Origin of the sequence: Streptomyces sp. NBC_00038, from assembly GCF_026343635.1 — a bacterium.
Taxonomy (GTDB): domain Bacteria; phylum Actinomycetota; class Actinomycetes; order Streptomycetales; family Streptomycetaceae; genus Streptomyces.
Genome location: NZ_JAPELQ010000001.1, coordinates 8,097,386 through 8,114,396, shown reverse-complemented (window position 1 = coordinate 8,114,396; position 17,011 = coordinate 8,097,386). Strand labels below are relative to the sequence as shown.

Annotated in this window: 17 protein-coding genes; 9 read left to right on the top strand and 8 right to left on the bottom strand. The window is 69.8% G+C overall.

The annotated features are described in order from the left end of the window. Nucleotides 1–27: 27 nt before the first annotated feature. Nucleotides 28–993: a sugar ABC transporter substrate-binding protein gene (locus tag OG219_RS36585; protein ID WP_266833866.1), complete on the top strand. Its 966-nt coding sequence runs from the start codon at nucleotides 28–30 to the stop codon at nucleotides 991–993. Nucleotides 994–1,096: 103 nt separating this feature from the next. On the opposite strand, the gene OG219_RS36580 is transcribed toward OG219_RS36585, so the two are convergent. From OG219_RS36580 to OG219_RS36570, 3 genes are read right to left on the bottom strand one after another with little or no spacing between them, the layout of a single operon-like run. Continuing rightward, a complete protein-coding gene (locus OG219_RS36580; protein WP_266833864.1) occupies nucleotides 1,097–2,131 on the bottom strand; it encodes an aldehyde reductase in 1,035 nt (344 codons plus the stop codon). Nucleotides 2,132–2,141: 10 nt separating this feature from the next. Beyond that, nucleotides 2,142–2,861, bottom strand: coding sequence for a DUF998 domain-containing protein (locus OG219_RS36575; RefSeq protein ID WP_266833862.1), 720 nt, complete (start codon nucleotides 2,859–2,861; stop codon nucleotides 2,142–2,144). Then, nucleotides 2,858–3,907, bottom strand: coding sequence for an aldo/keto reductase (locus tag OG219_RS36570; protein WP_266833860.1), 1,050 nt, complete (start codon nucleotides 3,905–3,907; stop codon nucleotides 2,858–2,860). The genes OG219_RS36575 and OG219_RS36570 overlap by 4 nt, the downstream gene beginning before the upstream one ends. 75 nt (nucleotides 3,908–3,982) lie before the next feature. Here OG219_RS36570 and OG219_RS36565 point away from each other — a divergent pair, with 75 nt between their 5' ends. Then, nucleotides 3,983–4,519, top strand: a complete 537-nt coding sequence (locus tag OG219_RS36565) for a TetR/AcrR family transcriptional regulator (RefSeq protein ID WP_266833858.1) — start codon at nucleotides 3,983–3,985, stop codon at nucleotides 4,517–4,519. A gap of 146 nt (nucleotides 4,520–4,665) precedes the next feature. Here OG219_RS36565 and OG219_RS36560 read toward each other — a convergent pair whose 3' ends face one another. The 5 genes from OG219_RS36560 to OG219_RS36540 all read right to left on the bottom strand — a co-directional run bounded on the left by OG219_RS36560 (nucleotide 4,666) and on the right by OG219_RS36540 (nucleotide 9,260). After that, the gene (locus OG219_RS36560; RefSeq protein ID WP_266833856.1) at nucleotides 4,666–5,592 is read right to left on the bottom strand and encodes an MHYT domain-containing protein; all 927 of its coding nucleotides are present in this window, start codon (nucleotides 5,590–5,592) and stop codon (nucleotides 4,666–4,668) included. A 241-nt stretch (nucleotides 5,593–5,833) separates the two neighbouring features. After that, on the bottom strand, nucleotides 5,834–6,238 hold the full coding sequence (gene msrB / locus OG219_RS36555) for a peptide-methionine (R)-S-oxide reductase MsrB (protein ID WP_266836352.1): 405 nt from the start codon (nucleotides 6,236–6,238) through the stop codon (nucleotides 5,834–5,836). A 28-nt stretch (nucleotides 6,239–6,266) separates the two neighbouring features. Then, nucleotides 6,267–7,652, bottom strand: coding sequence for a UDP-N-acetylmuramate--L-alanine ligase (gene murC, locus OG219_RS36550; RefSeq protein WP_266833854.1), 1,386 nt, complete (start codon nucleotides 7,650–7,652; stop codon nucleotides 6,267–6,269). Between the two features lie 206 nt (nucleotides 7,653–7,858). Then, the gene (locus tag OG219_RS36545; RefSeq protein WP_266833852.1) at nucleotides 7,859–8,332 is read right to left on the bottom strand and encodes an indole-3-glycerol phosphate synthase; all 474 of its coding nucleotides are present in this window, start codon (nucleotides 8,330–8,332) and stop codon (nucleotides 7,859–7,861) included. Between the two features lie 133 nt (nucleotides 8,333–8,465). Then, nucleotides 8,466–9,260, bottom strand: a complete 795-nt coding sequence (locus tag OG219_RS36540) for a pyrimidine reductase family protein (protein WP_266833850.1) — start codon at nucleotides 9,258–9,260, stop codon at nucleotides 8,466–8,468. Nucleotides 9,261–9,297: 37 nt separating this feature from the next. Here OG219_RS36540 and zapE point away from each other — a divergent pair, with 37 nt between their 5' ends. The 7 genes from zapE (at nucleotide 9,298) to thrS (ending at nucleotide 16,942) form a co-directional block, all read left to right on the top strand. Beyond that, on the top strand, nucleotides 9,298–10,398 hold the full coding sequence (zapE, locus tag OG219_RS36535; RefSeq protein WP_266833848.1) for a cell division protein ZapE: 1,101 nt from the start codon (nucleotides 9,298–9,300) through the stop codon (nucleotides 10,396–10,398). A gap of 150 nt (nucleotides 10,399–10,548) precedes the next feature. Beyond that, nucleotides 10,549–10,893, top strand: a complete 345-nt coding sequence (locus OG219_RS36530) for a hypothetical protein (RefSeq protein ID WP_266833846.1) — start codon at nucleotides 10,549–10,551, stop codon at nucleotides 10,891–10,893. A gap of 73 nt (nucleotides 10,894–10,966) precedes the next feature. Continuing rightward, complete coding sequence (locus OG219_RS36525) at nucleotides 10,967–11,545, top strand: carbonic anhydrase (protein ID WP_266833844.1); 579 nt, start codon at nucleotides 10,967–10,969, stop codon at nucleotides 11,543–11,545. Nucleotides 11,546–11,553: 8 nt separating this feature from the next. After that, nucleotides 11,554–13,008: a SulP family inorganic anion transporter gene (locus tag OG219_RS36520; protein ID WP_266833842.1), complete on the top strand. Its 1,455-nt coding sequence runs from the start codon at nucleotides 11,554–11,556 to the stop codon at nucleotides 13,006–13,008. 111 nt (nucleotides 13,009–13,119) lie between these two features. Next, nucleotides 13,120–14,013 (top strand): slipin family protein, encoded by an 894-nt coding sequence (locus OG219_RS36515; protein ID WP_266833840.1) that lies wholly within the window; start codon nucleotides 13,120–13,122, stop codon nucleotides 14,011–14,013. An 89-nt stretch (nucleotides 14,014–14,102) separates the two neighbouring features. Beyond that, entirely contained in the window at nucleotides 14,103–15,485 is a 1,383-nt protein-coding gene (locus OG219_RS36510) for a PhoX family protein (protein WP_266833838.1), read from the top strand. A 203-nt stretch (nucleotides 15,486–15,688) separates the two neighbouring features. Continuing rightward, nucleotides 15,689–16,942: a threonine--tRNA ligase gene (thrS, locus tag OG219_RS36505; protein ID WP_323183365.1), complete on the top strand. Its 1,254-nt coding sequence runs from the start codon at nucleotides 15,689–15,691 to the stop codon at nucleotides 16,940–16,942. Nucleotides 16,943–17,011 lie beyond the last annotated feature (69 nt).

Sequence of the window (17,011 nt, the reverse complement as noted above, 5' to 3'; positions counted from 1 at the left end):
CCGCACGCCACGAAAGACGGTCCTCCCATGTCTCTGTCCACCCGGCCCCGAAGAGCGCTGGCCGCATCGGTCGTCGGCACCACCCTGGTGCTGAGCGGCTGCGGAGCACAGTCCCAGACCCGCACCGTCTCCGGCCCGCTCACCATCGGGTTCGTGAACGGTTCCGACACCGCCTTCCACACGTGCCTGCGGAAAGCCGTCGAAGAGGAGGCCACCGCCCAGCGCGTCACGCTCTACACGGCCAACTCCCGCCAGGACCCCGGCACCGAGCTGTCCAACATCCAGGACATGATCTCCCGCGACGTCGACGCGGTCATCGTGCAGACCGTGAACGTCAGCGCGCTCGAGGACGACATCGCCAAGGCCAAGAAGGCGGGCATACCCATCTTCCTGACCACCTTCGTCCCCGAGGACACGGCGGACCTCCTCGGGGCGGTCGTCGTCGACCTCAGGAAGGTCGGGGAACTGGACGCCGACTGGGTCGCCAGGGACGCCGCCGGACAGCAGGTGGAGGTCGGCGTCATCGCCGGAGCGCCCGGCGCCGCCTCCGACCTGCTCACGTCCGGCTTCACCGAACGTCTGCCCGCCAACGCCGAGGTGGTGGCGACCGCGCCAGGCATGTTCGACGCCGCCAAGGCACAGGCCGTCGCCGCGAACATGATCCAGGCACATCCCGACCTGCGGTACGCGTTCGTCGCCAACGAGGAGATGGCCTTCGGAGTCCGCAAGGCCTTCGACGCGGCCGACGCCGAGGACGTCAGGATCGTGACGGTCAACGGCACCGACGAGGGCTTGGCCGCGCTCAAGGACGGACGCTTCGCCGCCACGGTCACCAACTCGGCGATGCGCATCGGTGAACTGGCGATGGAGAACACCGTGGACCTGCTCCGCGAGTACAAAGAGGTCGACAAGATCACCGAGCTGCCCATCCGCCTCATCACCGAGGACAACACGGAACTGGCCCCGATGTACTGCCCGTCGAACGACTACTGAGCACCACTGGCCCAGCGCGGGTGGAGTTGGTCACACCCGAAATCGTGGCCGTGTCACCGTAGTTGGAGTTCATTCCGGCCAGCACCTTGCCGGGGCCGGTCGACTACGAGCCGGTCTTCGTCCCGATGCCGTGGGCGAGAAGGCTCTCGGCGGTGTCCTCGATGGTGTCCTCGATGGGACGCGCTCGCCACCCGAGAAGCTTCTCCGCTTTGCCGCTTGTGGCGTCGAGATCCCGGCCGAGCTGGTGCCTGAGCAGTCGCAGTTCCGGGTTCACCATGCCCAGTGCGCGCGCAACCCACACGGGCAGTTCACGGGTCGGGGCCTTCGCGGCCCGTTCACCGAGGCGGTCATGCAGGATGCGTGCGATGTCGATGACGCGCAGGCTGTGCCCGGCGATCGCCAGGAAGCGTTCGCCGGCGGCTGCCGGATCGGTCATCGCGCGCAGGTGCAGATCCGCGACGTCGCGCACGTCGACGAAGCCCATCCCGAAGGGAGGGCACGCAGGAACCTGTCCCTCAAGCATTCTGCGCACCAGACGCAGGGACGGCGGGTCGTCCAGGCCGAGCAGGGGTCCAAGGACCCCCACGGGATGAACCGCCGCCAGTTCCAGACCGCCGCCCTCGTCCTGGATGAACTGCCAGGCGGCGCGTTCGGCGAGTGTCTTGGAGCGCTGGTAGGGCGGGATGTCGCTGTCGACGTCTGTCCAGTCCTGTTCGGTGAACGGGGTCGAGCGCGGAGGATGCCCGATCCCGATGGCACCGAAGGCGCTGGTCAGGACGGCCCGGCGCACGCCTGCGTCGCGGGCGGCGCGCAGCACCCGCAGGACGCCCTCGCGTGCCGGGACCACCAGGTCGTCGTCGTTGGCCGGCGTGTGGCGCAGGGTCGGCGAGGCGACGTGGAGGACGAAGTCGCAGCCGGCGACGGCGGCGTCCCAACCGTCGGACTGTTCGAGGTCGGCGCGTACGACCGTGAGACGGTCGTCGCCGAACGGCGTGGCCGCGTGCAGCCAGGAGCGCAGCGCCGGTTCGCGCCGCAGGTCGCGGACGGTGGTGCGGACGGTGTGCCCGGCATCCAGCAGGGCCTGGATGCACCAGCTCCCGATGAAGCCGGTTCCCCCGGTGACCAGTACCTGGGCCATCTGTCTCTCCTCAACTCTCGATTCGTGCGGCAAGGCGTGCCGGCGGATGCGGCGCACGGTGGCGCTGGACAGCGGCCACACTGCTTCCGAGGAGAGCGTGGCCGATCATGATCGGGTAGATGACGGCGCGCTCGAACAGGCCGATGTTCCACATCCAGCCGGTGAACACGTCGGTCATGAAGAGGGGGAACGCGATCAGCCCGGCGGTGCCGAGCGCGGTGCTCGCGATCGACCGGCCCCGGCTGAGACCGATGCGGGCGCCGCCGGTTCCGACGGCGATCGCCATGATGTTGCCGGCGAGCATGACGCCCTGCGCGCCGACGGTGTGGAACGCGATCAGGCCGTTGTCGACGTTGGTGTCGGAGCCCTGGAAGATGCCGACGAGCGAGACTCCGCCGCCGGCGAGGACGGCGAGGCCGACGATGATGACCGGGCGTGCGCCCTTGCGCGGGTCGAACAGGAGGAACGCGCCGACGATCAGGAGGGTTCCGTAGATCACCCAGCCGGTGTCCATGACGGCACCGAGGGGGGAGTTGGCGACCTGTCCGAACGCGGTCTGCGGCGGGCCGGTCAAGCCGAGGTGGCTGACCCAGTTGTACAGGGGCGAGTACGGCGGGTCCTGCCATGCGGCGGCGGTGATGAACTCGGCGATCCAGGACACGAGCGGGCCGAGGAGGATGAGGAGGGCTCCGGTGCGGGCAGCGGGACCGGAACGGACGATGGGGGTCATGCGAGAGCCATTCCGGGGACGCGCCTGCGGATTGCCTCCATCTCGGCTTCGTCCGAGACGCCCTGCCAGTCGTAGCGGGGGGTGTACGGGGCCTCCAGGGCGTGCACGTCCACGTCGGTGAGCTCGACATCCAGAGAGGCCACGGCCTCGTCGATCTGCTGGATCGAGCCGGCCCCGACCAAGGGTGCGGTCACGACCGGCTGGCGCCGCAGCCAGGCGAGCGCGACCTGTGCGCGGCTGACGCCACGGGCGTCCGCGACCTGTCCGACCGCGTCGATGACCGCGCGGTTGGATGCCTCCTCGGCCGGCGAGTAGAGCAGGTCCGCGTAGTCGCCGTCGGTCTCGGAGCGCACCGTCGAGCGGGCGTCGTCCCACGCGCGGGTGAGGCGGCCGCGGGCCAGCGGCGACCAGATGATCGTGCCGACGCCCTCGTCCAGGCACAGCGGGATCATCTCCCGCTCCTCCTCTCGGGCGAGGAGGTTGTAGTGGTCCTGCATGGACACGAACCGGGCCCAGCCGTTCTCCTTCTGCAGGTGCAGCGCCTTCGCGAACTCCCATGCATGCATGGACGAGGCGCCGAGGTAGCGGACCTTGCCGGCCTTCACGAGGTCGCTGAGCGCTTCGAGGGTCTCCTCCCAAGGGGTGGAGTGGTCGTTGCGGTGGATCTGGTAGAGGTCGATGTAGTCGGTGCCCAGGCGGCGCAGCGAGTGGTCGACCTCGGTCATGATCGCCTTGCGCGACAGTCCCCGTCCGTTGGGTCCAAGCCGCATCGGGTGGCGCAGCTTCGTGGCGATCACCACGGCGTCACGGTCGGCGAAGTCCTTGAGCGCCCGGCCGAGGATCTCCTCGCTGGAACCGTTGGAGTACATGTTCGCGGTGTCGAAGAAGTTGATCCCCGCCTCCAGCGCGTGCTTGATGAGCGGACGCGCGTCCTGTTCGCCCTTCGACCAGACGGGGTGCCCGCGGTCGGGCTCGCCGTAGGTCATTGCGCCGATCGCGATCGGGGACACGTCGAGGCCGGTGGTGCCGAGCTTGATGTAATGCATGACGCTCCTTAGACTATGTGGAGAGCTCTCCGCATACCGTAATGGAGAGCTCTCCACTTAGCAAGGTGAGGTCCTGTGGTCCGTTCAGACGCCCGCGAGAACAGGGCACGCATCCTCGCCGCCGCACGCGAAGCGCTCGCTGCGGACGGCAGCACGTCGATGAACCAGATCTCCCAGCGCGCGGGAGTCGGCGCGGGCACCCTGTACCGCAACTTCCCCACCCGCGAGTCGCTGGTCCTGGCCGTCTACCAGGACGAGGTGGCACGCATCACCGGCACCGTGCCCGAGCTGCTGGCCCGGCTGCCGGCACTGGAAGCGCTCCGCCACTGGACGACCGACCTCGTCGAGGCCATGCGCAGAAAGCACGGCCTCGGCGACGCCCTCGGCCCGGGCGCGCACCAGGCGATCAGCGAGCAGAGCTACGGGCCGGTCATCGCCGCGATCACAGAACTCCTCGACGCCGGCAAAAGGGACGGAAGCATCCGCCCGGACGCCGACCCGGGCGACTTCCTCCAACTCACCGGCGCCTTGTGGCGCGCCGCGTCCAGCCCCGAGGACCGGGCACCCCACATGCTCGCGCTCATCCTCGACGGACTCCGCACGCCTCGATAAGCGACGCACACACGACAAGGCCTGCCAGGCGGACGATTCACCGTCCCCTTCACGCTGGTGACCGGCGCACCCTTCGGCCCGGAGAACATCACGCCGACAAGGTCAGTAACGGCGACAAGCTCACAGCCATACCCGAAACCGGGCGGCTACCGGCGTCGCGGCGGCGAAGAGCCCCGGTTCTGCGCACGCCGACCGGCGTCGGCCGGCGTCTCGGAGAATGAGCCGGGCTGTCCGGACCAGCCGGCCGGAGCGCGGGGCGGTGCGCCGACCGGGGTACGGGACGGGCCACCGTACGGTGCGCCTGCCGGGCGCCGGCGCGCGGCGGAACCGCTCCAGTCCCCGTCGCCCAGGACCAGCAGCGGGTCGAACATCACCACCACTCCCGCGAGCACCAGGAAGATGACGGGGCCGATCAGCATGGGGAGCAGGAGCGAGTAGGCGGAACCGCCCGCCCATGAGCCGCCCTTGCTGTGGAGGTGCACACTGACGGCCGCCATGCCCGTGTAGTGCATGCCGGTCACGGCGATGCCCATGACGAGGCTGGCGCCCAGGCTCGCCATGAAGCCGCGGATCGTGACCGCCGCCCAGAGCGCGGCGGTCGCGGCGACGATGGCGATCGCCACGGACAGCCCGACGGTGACCGCGTCGTACCGCAGGCTGCCGTTCACGCGTATGGCCGCCATACCGACGTAGTGCATGACCGCGACACCGAGACCGGTGAACGTCCCCGCGATGAGCAGGGCCGTCGTGCTCGCGCCGTAGTGGCCGACCGCGAAGACGCCGAGGCCGACCACGAGTATCGCGACGCCGAGACTGAGGATCGTCAGGCCGACGTCGTAGCGGAGGCGTGATTCCTCGACCTGGAAGCCGATCATGGCGATGAAGTGCATCGTCCAGATGCCGCACCCGATCGACGTGGCTCCGAGCGCGAGCCAACCGGGCTTCCACGACTGCTCGTTGCGCAGGGACCTGGTGATGCAGCGCAGTCCGAGCGCCGCCCCCAGACACGCCATGACATAGGCGGTCACCGGTGTGACCATGCCGTAACTGAATCCGTCGACTGTGCCCTGCATATGCCAACATCCCCCCGGAATACGGCCGTTGTGGGGGACATGTGTACGTGCCATGACCGCGTGGAGCAAGTCGTTCCGGCCGATTCGCAATTAACTTCTTGTCACAGCCACCTCAAAAGGACCGGCGCGAACGTTCGCGCCGGTCCCGGAGAGCATGATCAGAATGCGGCCGAAGCGACCACGGAATTACGGTCGGGCCTCAGACGTCGGGCCTCAGACGTCGGGCCTCAGGCGTCAAGCCTCAGGCCTCAGGCTCCAACCGCAGCGAAATGCTGTTGATGCAGTACCGCTGATCGGTCGGCGTCGCATACCCCTCCCCCTCGAACACATGCCCAAGATGCGACCCGCACCGAGCACACCGCACCTCCGTGCGCACCATCCCGAGCGACCGGTCCTGGATCAGCTCGACGGCGTCGGTGTCCTTGGGGTCGAAGAAGGACGGCCAGCCGCAGTGCGACTCGAACTTCTCACCGGAGGTGAAGAGTTCGGCACCGCAGGCCCGGCAGGAGTAGACGCCCGTCGTCTTGGTGTCGGTGTACTCGCCGGTGAACGCCGGCTCCGTGCCCGCCTTGCGCAGGACCTTGTACTCGGCCGGGGTCAGCTCGGCGCGCCACTGCTCGTCCGGCTTCTCGATGTCGTACGACATGTTGCTCAACCCCTCACAGACGGTACGGCTACTTCGACAGGCGGGTCAGGATCTCCGGACCGAGGTCCGTGACGTCGCCCGCGCCCATGGTGAGAACGAGATCACCGGGCTTCGCCATTCCCGCGATCGCCGACGGCGCGTCCGCCTTGTCGTGGACCGGCGTCACATCCGCGCCGGCGGCCCGTGCCGCCTCGATGATCAGCTCGCTGGTGACGCCCGGGATCGGGTCCTCGCGGGCCGGGTAGATGTCCAGGACGACCGAGGCGTCCGCCAGGGACAGGGCCTCGCCCATCTCCTTGCCCAGTTCCTGGGTCCGGGAGAACAGGTGCGGCTGGAAGACGACCAGGATGCGGCCGGATGCACCCGCGCGCATCGCCTCCAGGTCCGCCGTCATCTCGGTCGGGTGATGCGCGTACGAGTCGACGACCTGGACGCCGGCCTCCTCGCCCTTGAGCTGGAGGCGGCGCTTCACGCCTGTGTAGGAGGCGAGCGCGGGAGCCAGCTCGGCGGCCGGGACACCGAGCGCCACGCCCGCGGCCAGCGCCGCGACCGCGTTGTGCGCGTAGTGGCGGCCGGGCACGGAGACCGTGAAGGTGAGCCGTGCGCCGTCCAGCTCGACGGTGACCTCGCTCTTGAGGCCGTGGGGGACGACGGACAGCACACGCACGTCCGCGTCCGCCGACTCGCCGTACGTCACCACACGTACGCGGCCCGGCAGCCGCCGCGTCAGCTCGCGCGTCCCCTCGTTGTCCGCCGAGATCACCAGCGTGCCGCCCTCGGTGACACGGTCCACGAACGTCTCGAAGGACTCGTAGATCTCGTCCAGGGACGCGTAGTTGGCGTGGTGGTCCAGCTCCGCGTTGAGGATGATCGCCACCTCGGGCGCGTACTTGTGGAAGCTGCGGTCCGATTCGTCGGCCTCGGCGACGAAGATCTCGCCCTCGCCGTGCAGGGCGTTGGATCCGGGAGCGTCGAGGTCGCCGCCGATCGCGTACGACGGCTTCAGCCCCAGCGTCGAGAGCGACACGGCCAGCATCGAGGTCGTCGTCGTCTTGCCGTGGGTTCCCGCGACCGCGATCGGGCGCAGGCCGTCCATCAGACGGGCGAGAGCGTCCGAACGGTGGACCACCGGGATGCCGAGCTCCGCGGCACGGGCCAGCTCCGGGTTGTCCGCGCGGATCGCGGAGGAGACGACGACGCAGGTGGCATCGGCGGCGAGATGGCCGGCGGCGTGCCCGATGTGCACCGTCGCACCCAGCGCGCGCAGCGCCTCGGCGGTCGCGGACTCCTTGGCGTCACTCCCCGCCACCTCGGCCCCCCGCTGCGCGAGGATCTTCGCGATGCCCGACATCCCGGCCCCGCCGATACCAATGAAGTGCGGTCGGTCCATGGCGGTAGGAAGGCCGGGTGCCATGCGTGTTTCTCCCAAGATCCGGTACGAGACTGAGCCCCCAGCCTATTCCGTACAGCGTGCGGCGCCTCGCAAGGGGCGCCGACGACGGTGCCGGTAAGGGGCGCGGGGCTGTGACATTGTGCGGCTCCGCCGCGTGGGCGCGACCAGCCACAGAGCACCCGCACCCCGAAAAGCACCTCACCCCCACGGCGCCCAGCGACAGGCGACTACACCTTGCTGTGCGAGAACAGCTTCAAAACCGGCACCCCCACCTTGTGCCGAGCCCGAGAGGCCCAGTCCCGGTGGAAGAACTCCTCCACGTAGTGGGGGTCGGTCAGCACGAGGACCTCATCCGCGTCGATCTCCTCGACCAGCGCCTTCAGCGCGTCCAGCGGATGGTCCTCGATGAGCCGCCCCTCGGCCTGGTTCCCGGTCGCCCGCAGCGCCACCAGCGACACCTCGAGGGCCTGCTGCCCCTGGCCTGCCGCCGCCTCGCCCTCGGGGGTCTCGTCCTCGTGAGCCGCCTCGTCCAGCTCGCCGAGGGCCACGTCGTCGATGGCCCGCAGCAGCCGGTCCGCCTGGTCGCCCCGGGGCTGGAGCAGCACCTGGAAGGCGACGGACTCGTCACCGTGCAAGGTGGTGACGAACTCCACGTCGGCGGACGTCAGGGCCTTCTCGATCATCAATACGCTTGTGAACACGACAGGTGCCCTTCTCCTCCATGGGCCGTTCCCAGGCCCCTGCGGAAACCATCCTGCCCCGTAACCGCACGGGGTCTGCGAAATTCAGTGTGCCCCGCCGAAGAAAAACGGAACGGGGTATTCCGCCGACTTGTCAGGACCGACGGTATCGGGAGTAGAGGAACCCGGCCTCTTCCAGCAAGGACGCCAGTTCGAACCGTTTGGGAACGGCGATCGACGGGCCTCCTGCGATGCGCTGGGCGTCTCCCGCGGTGAGCGTCGGGGAGACGGTGAGGCAGAGCTCGTCGAGCACCCCGGCCGCGATCAGCTGGCCCAGCAGGCGCGGGCCGCCCTCGGTCAGCAGCCGGGTCATGCCGAGGTCGCCGAGCGCGCGTACGGCTCGGGCGGGGTCCACACCCATGCCGTCCCCCGCGATCACCACCCGCGCGCCCGCCTTCTCGGCGGTCGCGACCCGGTCCGGGGCCGCCCCGGCGCCGGTCAGGACCAGTGTGGGCACCTCGGGCGAGGCGAAAAGCGGAAGCGAGAAGTCCAGGTCGAGGCTGGCGGTCACGATCGCGATCGCGGGCGCCGGGCCCTGTCCGGCCGTCTCCCTGCGCGCCGCGAAGGCCTCACGCGCGCGTGCCGGACGGTAACCCTCCTGGCGTACCGTTTCCGCACCCACCAGGACGACGTCCGCGAGCGCGCGCAGCACTCCGAAGATCCGCATGTCGGTGGCGCCGGAGATGGCCTGGGACCGCCCGTCGTGCTGGGCGGCGCCGTCCAGCGTCGACACCATGTTGGCGCGCAGCCAGGGCTCACGGACCTCGGGGTAGGCGTACGCCTCCGCCAGCTCGTCGAGCTCCCACTCCCGGTCCGTCACATCCGCATCAGGTGCCCCGCCGGAGGCCTGGGCTGCTGTTTCGTAGGTCACAGGGAACAGGCGTCGCATGACCTGCAGTGTGGCACGACCCTTAGAGTGGGGAACCGTGTCGACCTCCACCACCTCCGCCGGGTTCGGTCCGATAGCCGAAGCGACCCCGCTGTCCCTGTGCGCCCGCGAGCCGCATGTCCCCGCGGACCGGCTCGTCGCCGAGATGGTGCCGCCGCCGCGCTTCGACTCGGTCCGCTTCGCGACGTACATCCCGGACCCGAACCAGCCGAGCCAGCCCGAGGCCGTACGCGTCCTCAGCGGCTTCGCGGCCGGTCTGGGCGGGGCACACGCGGCAAGCTCGGGCAAGCGCAGACTGTTCGGCTTCGGGAAGGCCGCCAAGCAGGCCCCCACAGGCCCGCGCGGCGTCTATCTGGACGGCGGCTACGGCGTCGGCAAGACCCATCTGCTGGCCTCCCTGTGGCACGCGACCCCCGCCGAGCGCGAGCTCAAGGCCTTCGGCACCTTCGTGGAGCTGACGAACCTGGTCGGCGCGCTCGGCTTCCAGAAGACCGTGCAGACGCTGAGCGGCCACCGGCTGCTGTGCATAGACGAGTTCGAACTCGACGACCCCGGCGACACCGTCCTCGTCTCCACGCTGCTCGGCAAGCTGGTCGACGCGGGCGTGGCGCTCGCGGCCACCTCGAACACCCTGCCGGGCAAGCTCGGCGAGGGCCGGTTCGCGTCCGCGGACTTCCTGCGGGAGATCCAGGGCCTGTCCGCGCACTTCCGTCCGCTGCGCATCGACGGCGAGGACTACCGCCACCGCGGGCTGCCCGAGGCCCCGGCGCCGTTCTCCGACGAGCAGGTCACCAAGGCTGCGTACGCCACCGAAGGCGCGTCCCTCGACGACTTCCCGCACCTGCTGGACCACCTCGCACGCGTCCACCCGAGCCGCTACGGCGCTCTGACCGACGGTCTCAGGGCCGTCTGCCTCACCGACGTCCAGCCGATACCGGACCAGTCGACGGCGCTGCGCCTCGTGGTGCTCGCGGACCGGCTGTACGACCGCGAGGTGCCGGTACTCGCCGCGGGAATGCCTTTCGACAAGCTGTTCAGCGAGGAGATGCTGAACGGCGGCTACCGCAAGAAGTACTTCCGCGCGATCTCCCGGCTCACCGCACTGGCGCGGGATGCCAAGGGGCTCGTAAAGGACTAGGTCTCGTGAAGGGCTGATTCACGCCACGCACCCTCCCGTTTCGGGCTCTCTTCAGGGCGAAACGTAAAGTTAACCCTGCAAACAACTGGCCGCGTTAACGTAGATCTTGACGCTGACTGTTGACGTGTGTGAGCAGCCGGGAGGGGGCCCATGTTCCGAGGTACGACGGCCCGGACCCTGTTCGTGGTACTCGCCACGGTTCTGATGAGCCTTCAGTTCTTCGCTCCCACACAGGTGTTCGCTTCTGCGCAGAAGAGCGAGGTCGCCTCCTGCGGCGAGTCCGAGCACCAGCAGAAGCAGAAGGTGGCGCCGGCGCTCCGGTCCCGCGACCGGAGCCGTGACGAGGACCTGGTTCCCGAAGGGCCCGCCCGCGCCCTGCTGGCCGGCGATCCGGCGGCCGGTCATCCCCTCCCCCCGCCCCGCGGGACCGCCGTTCGCACGTCCAGATCGTCAACCGGCCATTCCCCCGCGGCACTTCAGGTCTTCCGCTGCTGAGCGGAGCGCATCCCCCCACGCTCCGTTCTTGTAAGCCGACGCGCCATCGAGGCGCGCCAGGAGGAACTGACACATGCAGCCCCTCATCGATCACGCCCGCGCGCACGGACAGCGCCCCGAGCGGTTCGCCCAGCTGGCCCAAGGCCAGTCCCCCCAGGTCCTGTTCATCACCTGCTCCGACTCCCGAGTCGTCCCCGCACTGATCACCGGCGCCCGCCCCGGCGAGCTCTTCGAGCTGCGCACCGCGGGCAACATCGTCCCGCCGTACGTCCCCGGGCGGCCGACCGCCGAGGCCGCCACCGTCGAGTACGCGGTGGACGTGCTCGGTGTCTCCGAGATCGTGGTCTGCGGCCACTCGCACTGCGGTGCCGTCGGCGCACTGGTGCGCGGCGACGACCTGACCGCCGTACCCGCCGTACGCGACTGGCTCGCCCAGGCCGAACCGCCGTCCGGCGCGACGCACGACGACCCGGCCGTCGCCGACGCGGTGCAGAACCACGTCCGCGCACAACTGCTCAGGCTCCGCGCGTACCCGTGCGTGGAACGCGCCCTGACGGCAGGTCAACTGCGCCTGCACGGCTGGTACTACGAGGTCCACACCGGTGCCGTACAGGCCCACCGTGCGGACACCGGCACCTTCGAGGCGCTGTGAGCCGCGCGATGAAACTCCCCCACCTGCGGCAGGACTTCGCCGCGTCCGTCGTCGTGTTCCTCGTCGCACTTCCGCTGTGTGTGGGCGTCGCAGTCGCCTCCGGAGTCCCGGCCGAACTCGGCCTGGTCACCGGCATCGTGGGCGGTCTGGTCACCGGGCTGATGCGCGGCAGCAGCCTTCAGGTCTCCGGGCCGGCCGCGGGGCTGACCGTGCTGGTCTTCGAGGCCGTGCGGGAGTACGGCCTCGCCGTCCTCGGAGTCGTCGTGCTCGCCACGGGTGTACTCCAACTGCTCATGGGTGCCCTGAAGTTGGGGCGCTACTTCCGGGCCATCTCGGTGGCCGTCGTGGAAGGCATGCTGGCCGGGATCGGGCTCGTCCTGATCGCGGGCCAGCTCTACTCGATGGCGGGCCTGAAGGCACCGGCCTCCGGTCTCGGCAAGCTCGCCGGGCTGCCGGCAGCGCTCGTCGACGCCGCGCGCAGCCCCGAGGCGCTGGCCTCGGTCGCGCTCGGCGCCGGAACCGTCCTCGTCCTCGTGCTGTGGAAACTGCTGCCCCGGCGGGTGCGTACGGTCCCCGGGGCGCTCGGCGCGGTCGCGCTGGCCACCCTCGCCTCGTGGGGGTTCGGACTGCCTGTGGCGAAGGTCGAGGTACAGGGGCTGCTGGGCTCCGTACACCTGCCGACCGCCGACGCCCTCGGGGAACTCGGACACGTCGGGGTGCTCGGCACGGTCCTCGCCTTCACCCTGATCGCCTCCGCCGAGTCGCTGTTCAGCGCGGCGGCCGTGGACCGCCTGCACGACGGGCCGCGGACCGAGTACGACAAGGAGCTGATGGCGCAGGGCGCGGGCAACACCGTCTGCGGGCTGCTCGGCGCGCTGCCGATGACCGCGGTGATCGTACGCAGTGCGGCGAACGTCCAGGCGGGCGCCCGGACGAAGGCGTCCCGAGTGCTGCACGGCGTCTGGCTGCTGCTGTTCGCGGCACTGCTGCCCGCCGCGCTCGGCGTCATTCCGCTGCCCGCCCTCGCGGGCATCCTGGTGCACGCGGGCTGGAAGCTGATCCCGCTGCGCGAGATCGCGTCACTGTGGCGTGAGCACCGGGGAGAGGCGCTGATCCTCGTCGTCACCGCGGTGTCGATCGTCGCCGTGAGCATGTTCGAGGGGGTTCTGATCGGGCTCGCGCTGGCCGTCGCGAAGACGGCGTGGGAGGCCTCGCACGTGCGCCTCGACGTCATAGACAAGGGAGCCGGGCCCGTCCAGGCGCACCTGTCGGGCAATGCGACCTTCCTGCGGCTCCCGAAGATCCTCGACAGCCTGGAGGCACTGCCGCAGGACCGGCCCATCGAGCTGGATCTCTCCGGCCTGCACCACCTGGACCACGCCTGCCGCACCGCACTGGAGAGCTGGTCGGCCCGGCACAGCGCGGCGGGAACCGACCCGGTGAAGGTCACCTCGGGGTCCTGACCCGGACCGGTGCGCTGTTCCCATGGGGCTGGGCCCGCTTCCTCGCGGGCCCAGCCCTGCGACGTACAGTGGACATATTGGTCATACTGGGCGGCTCGAAAGGGGGTCGCAATGCTCGAGGAGCTGCTGGTCGCAGGCGCGGCAGTCGCTTCCGCCGGGGTGGTGTACGTCGCGGCGGCGGCCCGGGTCATCAAGCAGTACGAGCGAGGCGTGGTCCTCCGGCTCGGGCGGCTCGCGGGAGCCGTGCGCGCGCCGGGGTTCACCATGATCGTCCCGGGCGTCGACAAGCTGCACAAGGTCAATATGCAGATCGTGACGATGCCGGTGCCGGCGCAGGACGGCATCACCAGGGACAACGTCACGGTCCGGGTGGACGCCGTCATCTACTTCAAGGTGATCGACGCCGCCGACGCCGTCATCCAGGTCGAGGACTACCGCTTCGCGGTCTCGCAGATGGCACAGACGTCACTGCGCTCGATCATCGGCAAGAGCGATCTCGACGATCTCCTCTCCAACCGCGAAAAGCTCAACCAGGGCCTGGAGTTGATGATCGACAGCCCGGCGATGGGCTGGGGTGTGCAGATCGACCGCGTCGAGATCAAGGACGTGTCCCTGCCGGAGACGATGAAACGGTCGATGGCCCGGCAGGCCGAGGCCGACCGTGAGCGCCGCGCCCGGATCATCAACGCCGACGCGGAGTTGCAGGCGTCGAAGAAGCTGGCGGAGGCCGCCGGGGTGATGTCCGAGCAGCCCGCCGCGCTCCAACTGCGGCTGCTGCAGACGGTGGTGGCGGTCGCGGCCGAGAAGAACTCCACGCTCGTACTGCCCTTCCCGGTGGAGCTGCTCCGGTTCCTGGAACGGGCGCAACAGGGGCCGCCGGCGGTTGAGCAGGCGGCACACCCGAGGTCCGAGAAGCCAGAGGTCGCGGTCGAGGCTGACGTCAAGGCTGAGATCGAGGCTGACAAGCCCGAGATCGAGTCAGGGATCCCCGAAGCCGACTTGTGAGACGTGCTACGCGCGTGGTTCCGGCCGCCTCGCCCCCGTGATACACACAGGCGGGTCACAGTCCTGTCCGCCAACAGGAAGGTTGCCCCATGCCTGAAAACGTTCGCTCCGCGACACGACGTCAGATACTGGCCCGCACAGGGGTGTTGGGCGCGTCGATCGCCTTCGCCGGAAATCTCGGCGAGCTCTTCGCGGGCACCGCCGCCGCGCAGGGCCTCGGCCACAGCGGGTACGGCCCCCTGGTCCCCGACCCGAACGGACTGCTCGACCTGCCGGAAGGTTTCCGCTACCGGGTGCTGTCCCGCGAGGGCGACCAGCTCCGCTCCGGGGAAGGCCTGGTGCCCAGCAACCACGACGGCATGTCGGCCTTCGCGGGCAGACACGGCCGCGTCCACCTGGTCCGCAACCACGAGAACCGCAACACCGGCAGGATCCCGGTCCCGACGATCGAAGGCCTGACCTACGACCCGATGGGCAAGGGCGGCTGTACGGCGCTGACCCTGGACGGCCGCAACCGTGTCCTCTCCGAACGGGTCGCCATCGCCGGAACCGCGGTCAACTGCGCGGGCGGGCCCACCCCTTGGGGCACCTGGCTGACCTGCGAGGAGACCGAGGACAAGGCGGGCACCAACGGCTACACCAAGGACCACGGATTCATCTTCGAGGTCGACCCGGTGAATCCCCGTCGCACGGGGGCCGTCCCGCTCACGGCGATGGGCCGCTTCCAGCACGAGGCGATCGCCGTCGACCCGTGGCGGGGCATCGTCTACGAGACCGAGGACGCGTTCCTCACACCCTTCGGCCTCTTCTACCGCTTCCTCCCCAACAAGCCTGAGGGCGACATCGGTTCACTGCGTGCGGGAGGCAGACTCCAGGCGATGCGCGTCCCCGGCGTACCGGACCTCTCCTCCATCCAGGAGACCGGAGCGAGCTTCGACGGCATCGAGTGGGTGGACGTGCCTGACCCGCTCGCGGCCCAAACCCCCATCCGGCTCCAGGACTTCGGGCCGAAGGGCATCACGCACGCCCAGAAACTGGAGGGCTGCTACTGGGGCGGAAAGTCCGTGTACTTCGTCTCGTCCTTCGCGCACAGCGCGGAGGGTTCGGCCGCGGACCACTTCGGCCAGATCTGGCGCTACGACCCCTCGGCCCGCCGCCTCACGCTCGTGATCGTCTTCGGTCCGGACACCGACGTGCAGCTCCCCGGCGAGTCCCCGGACAACATCTGCCTCGCACCGAGCGGCGGCCTCATGGTGTGCGAGGACGGCAACGGTGCGCAGCATGTGTACGGCGTGACCCGCAAGGGCGAGGTGTACGCCATGGCCCGCGGCGCCCAGAACATCGGCACCCCTCAGGCTCCCGAGTGGGGCGAGTTCGCGGGCGTCACGTTCTCGCCGGACGGCGAGACGATGTACGTGAACTGCTATACGCCCGGGACGACGTTCGCGGTGACGGGGCCTTGGCGCAACTGAGCGCCCCGCTGGATGTGCTGATGCCCGCGGGCAAATTGCCTCGCGGGCCCCGGCGACCCGCTGCTAGCGTCGCCCTCATGAAGCGTGCCGCCAAGAACACGACGACGCCGGAGAGTGTCCCGGCGCGCTGACTGCTGACTGAGTCCGAAGCCCCGGGGCGAGTTGCCCCGGGGCTTCGCCGTGTGGTCACTCGCCCACCCTCGATCGAGGAGACCGCCATGCACGACCACCGCCGACTCGGCCGTGAACTGGACCTGTTCGACACCGACCCGTTGATGGGCGCGGGCCTGCCGTACTGGCTGCCCGACGGCGCGACCGTACGTCATGCGCTGGAGGAGTACGTGCGGGACGCCGAGCGGCGGGCGGGCTATCAGCACGTGTACTCACCGGTGTTGGGCAAACGGGAGTTGTACGAGATCTCGGGGCACTGGTCCCACTACGGCGAGGACATGTTCCCGCCCATGGAACTCGGCGGCGAGCAGGTGGTCCTGCGGCCGAGCCTGTGTCCCCACCACGCCCTGATCTACCGCTCCCGCTCGCACAGCTACCGCGAACTTCCGCTCCGCATGGCCGAGTTGGGCGGCATGTACCGCGCCGAGCTGTCCGGCGTGCTCGGCGGACTCACCCGCGTACGCGCCATCCAGCTCAACGACGCGCACATCTTCTGCACCCCGGACCAGGTCGCCGAAGAGGCCCACGCGGCACTGGAGCTGATCCGCAGGGCGTACGCCGCGCTCGGCATCCGCGCGGCGCGCTACCGGCTCTCCCTGCCGGGCCCGGGCGGGAAGTACGTCGCCGACGCCGAGGTGTGGCGGCGGTCGGCCGTGCTGCTCCGCGAGGTTCTCGACCGTTCCGGTGTGGAGTACGAGGCCGTCGAGGGCGAGGCCGCGTTCTACGGCCCCAAGATCGACGTCCAGATCGCCGACCCGGCGGGCCGGGAGTCCACCCTCTCCACCGTCCAGGTCGACTTCCACCAGCCCGAGCGTTTCAACCTGCGCTACATCGGCCCCGACGGGGCGGGACACCGGCCGGTCATGGTCCACCGCAGCGTCATCGGCAGCCTGGAACGGGCCGTCGCCCACCTCGTCGAGGTGCACGGCGGCGCCTTCCCTGCCTGGCTCGCACCCACCCAGCTGGTGGCCCTCCCCGTCTCCGACGCCGAGGTCGACCAGGCCGCTCACCTGGTACGACGCTGCCTCGACCGGGGACTCCGGGCCCACCTGGCCGGCCCCGAGCAGGGCACCCTGGGCGCCCGCGTCCGCGCCGCCCGCCTCGTCCCGTACCAGGCGGTGATCGGCCCCAGGGAGGCGGCCGACGACCAGGTCGCCCTGCGCCTGCGCGACGGCCGCCGCCTCGACGCCCAGCCCGCCGCCGAGATCCTGCGCCGCATCGGCATGCTGATCGACGCCCACAGCACCGACCTGATCGACCAGAATCCCGTACTTCGAGGCGAGTAGCGGCCCACCGCCCTCCGCCGCACCATCGAGAGACACGGCCGGAAGGGGCACGCGGTGCCGAGGAAGGAC

Excerpts from the sequence above, each read along its gene's own strand:
- OG219_RS36525 (WP_266833844.1), top strand. The coding sequence starts at position 10,967 with ATGCAGCCCCTCATCGATCACGCCCGCGCGCACGGACAGCGCCCCGAG.
- OG219_RS36540 (WP_266833850.1), bottom strand. The coding sequence starts at position 9,260 with ATGCGACGCCTGTTCCCTGTGACCTACGAAACAGCAGCCCAGGCCTCC.
- OG219_RS36570 (WP_266833860.1), bottom strand. The coding sequence starts at position 3,907 with ATGCATTACATCAAGCTCGGCACCACCGGCCTCGACGTGTCCCCGATC.
- murC (WP_266833854.1), bottom strand. The coding sequence starts at position 7,652 with ATGGCACCCGGCCTTCCTACCGCCATGGACCGACCGCACTTCATTGGT.
- OG219_RS36530 (WP_266833846.1), top strand. The coding sequence starts at position 10,549 with ATGTTCCGAGGTACGACGGCCCGGACCCTGTTCGTGGTACTCGCCACG.
- OG219_RS36560 (WP_266833856.1), bottom strand. The coding sequence starts at position 5,592 with ATGCAGGGCACAGTCGACGGATTCAGTTACGGCATGGTCACACCGGTG.
- OG219_RS36580 (WP_266833864.1), bottom strand. The coding sequence starts at position 2,131 with ATGGCCCAGGTACTGGTCACCGGGGGAACCGGCTTCATCGGGAGCTGG.
- OG219_RS36515 (WP_266833840.1), top strand. The coding sequence starts at position 13,120 with ATGCTCGAGGAGCTGCTGGTCGCAGGCGCGGCAGTCGCTTCCGCCGGG.
- OG219_RS36510 (WP_266833838.1), top strand. The coding sequence starts at position 14,103 with ATGCCTGAAAACGTTCGCTCCGCGACACGACGTCAGATACTGGCCCGC.
- OG219_RS36520 (WP_266833842.1), top strand. The coding sequence starts at position 11,554 with ATGAAACTCCCCCACCTGCGGCAGGACTTCGCCGCGTCCGTCGTCGTG.
- OG219_RS36575 (WP_266833862.1), bottom strand. The coding sequence starts at position 2,861 with ATGACCCCCATCGTCCGTTCCGGTCCCGCTGCCCGCACCGGAGCCCTC.
- OG219_RS36585 (WP_266833866.1), top strand. The coding sequence starts at position 28 with ATGTCTCTGTCCACCCGGCCCCGAAGAGCGCTGGCCGCATCGGTCGTC.
- msrB (WP_266836352.1), bottom strand. The coding sequence starts at position 6,238 with ATGTCGTACGACATCGAGAAGCCGGACGAGCAGTGGCGCGCCGAGCTG.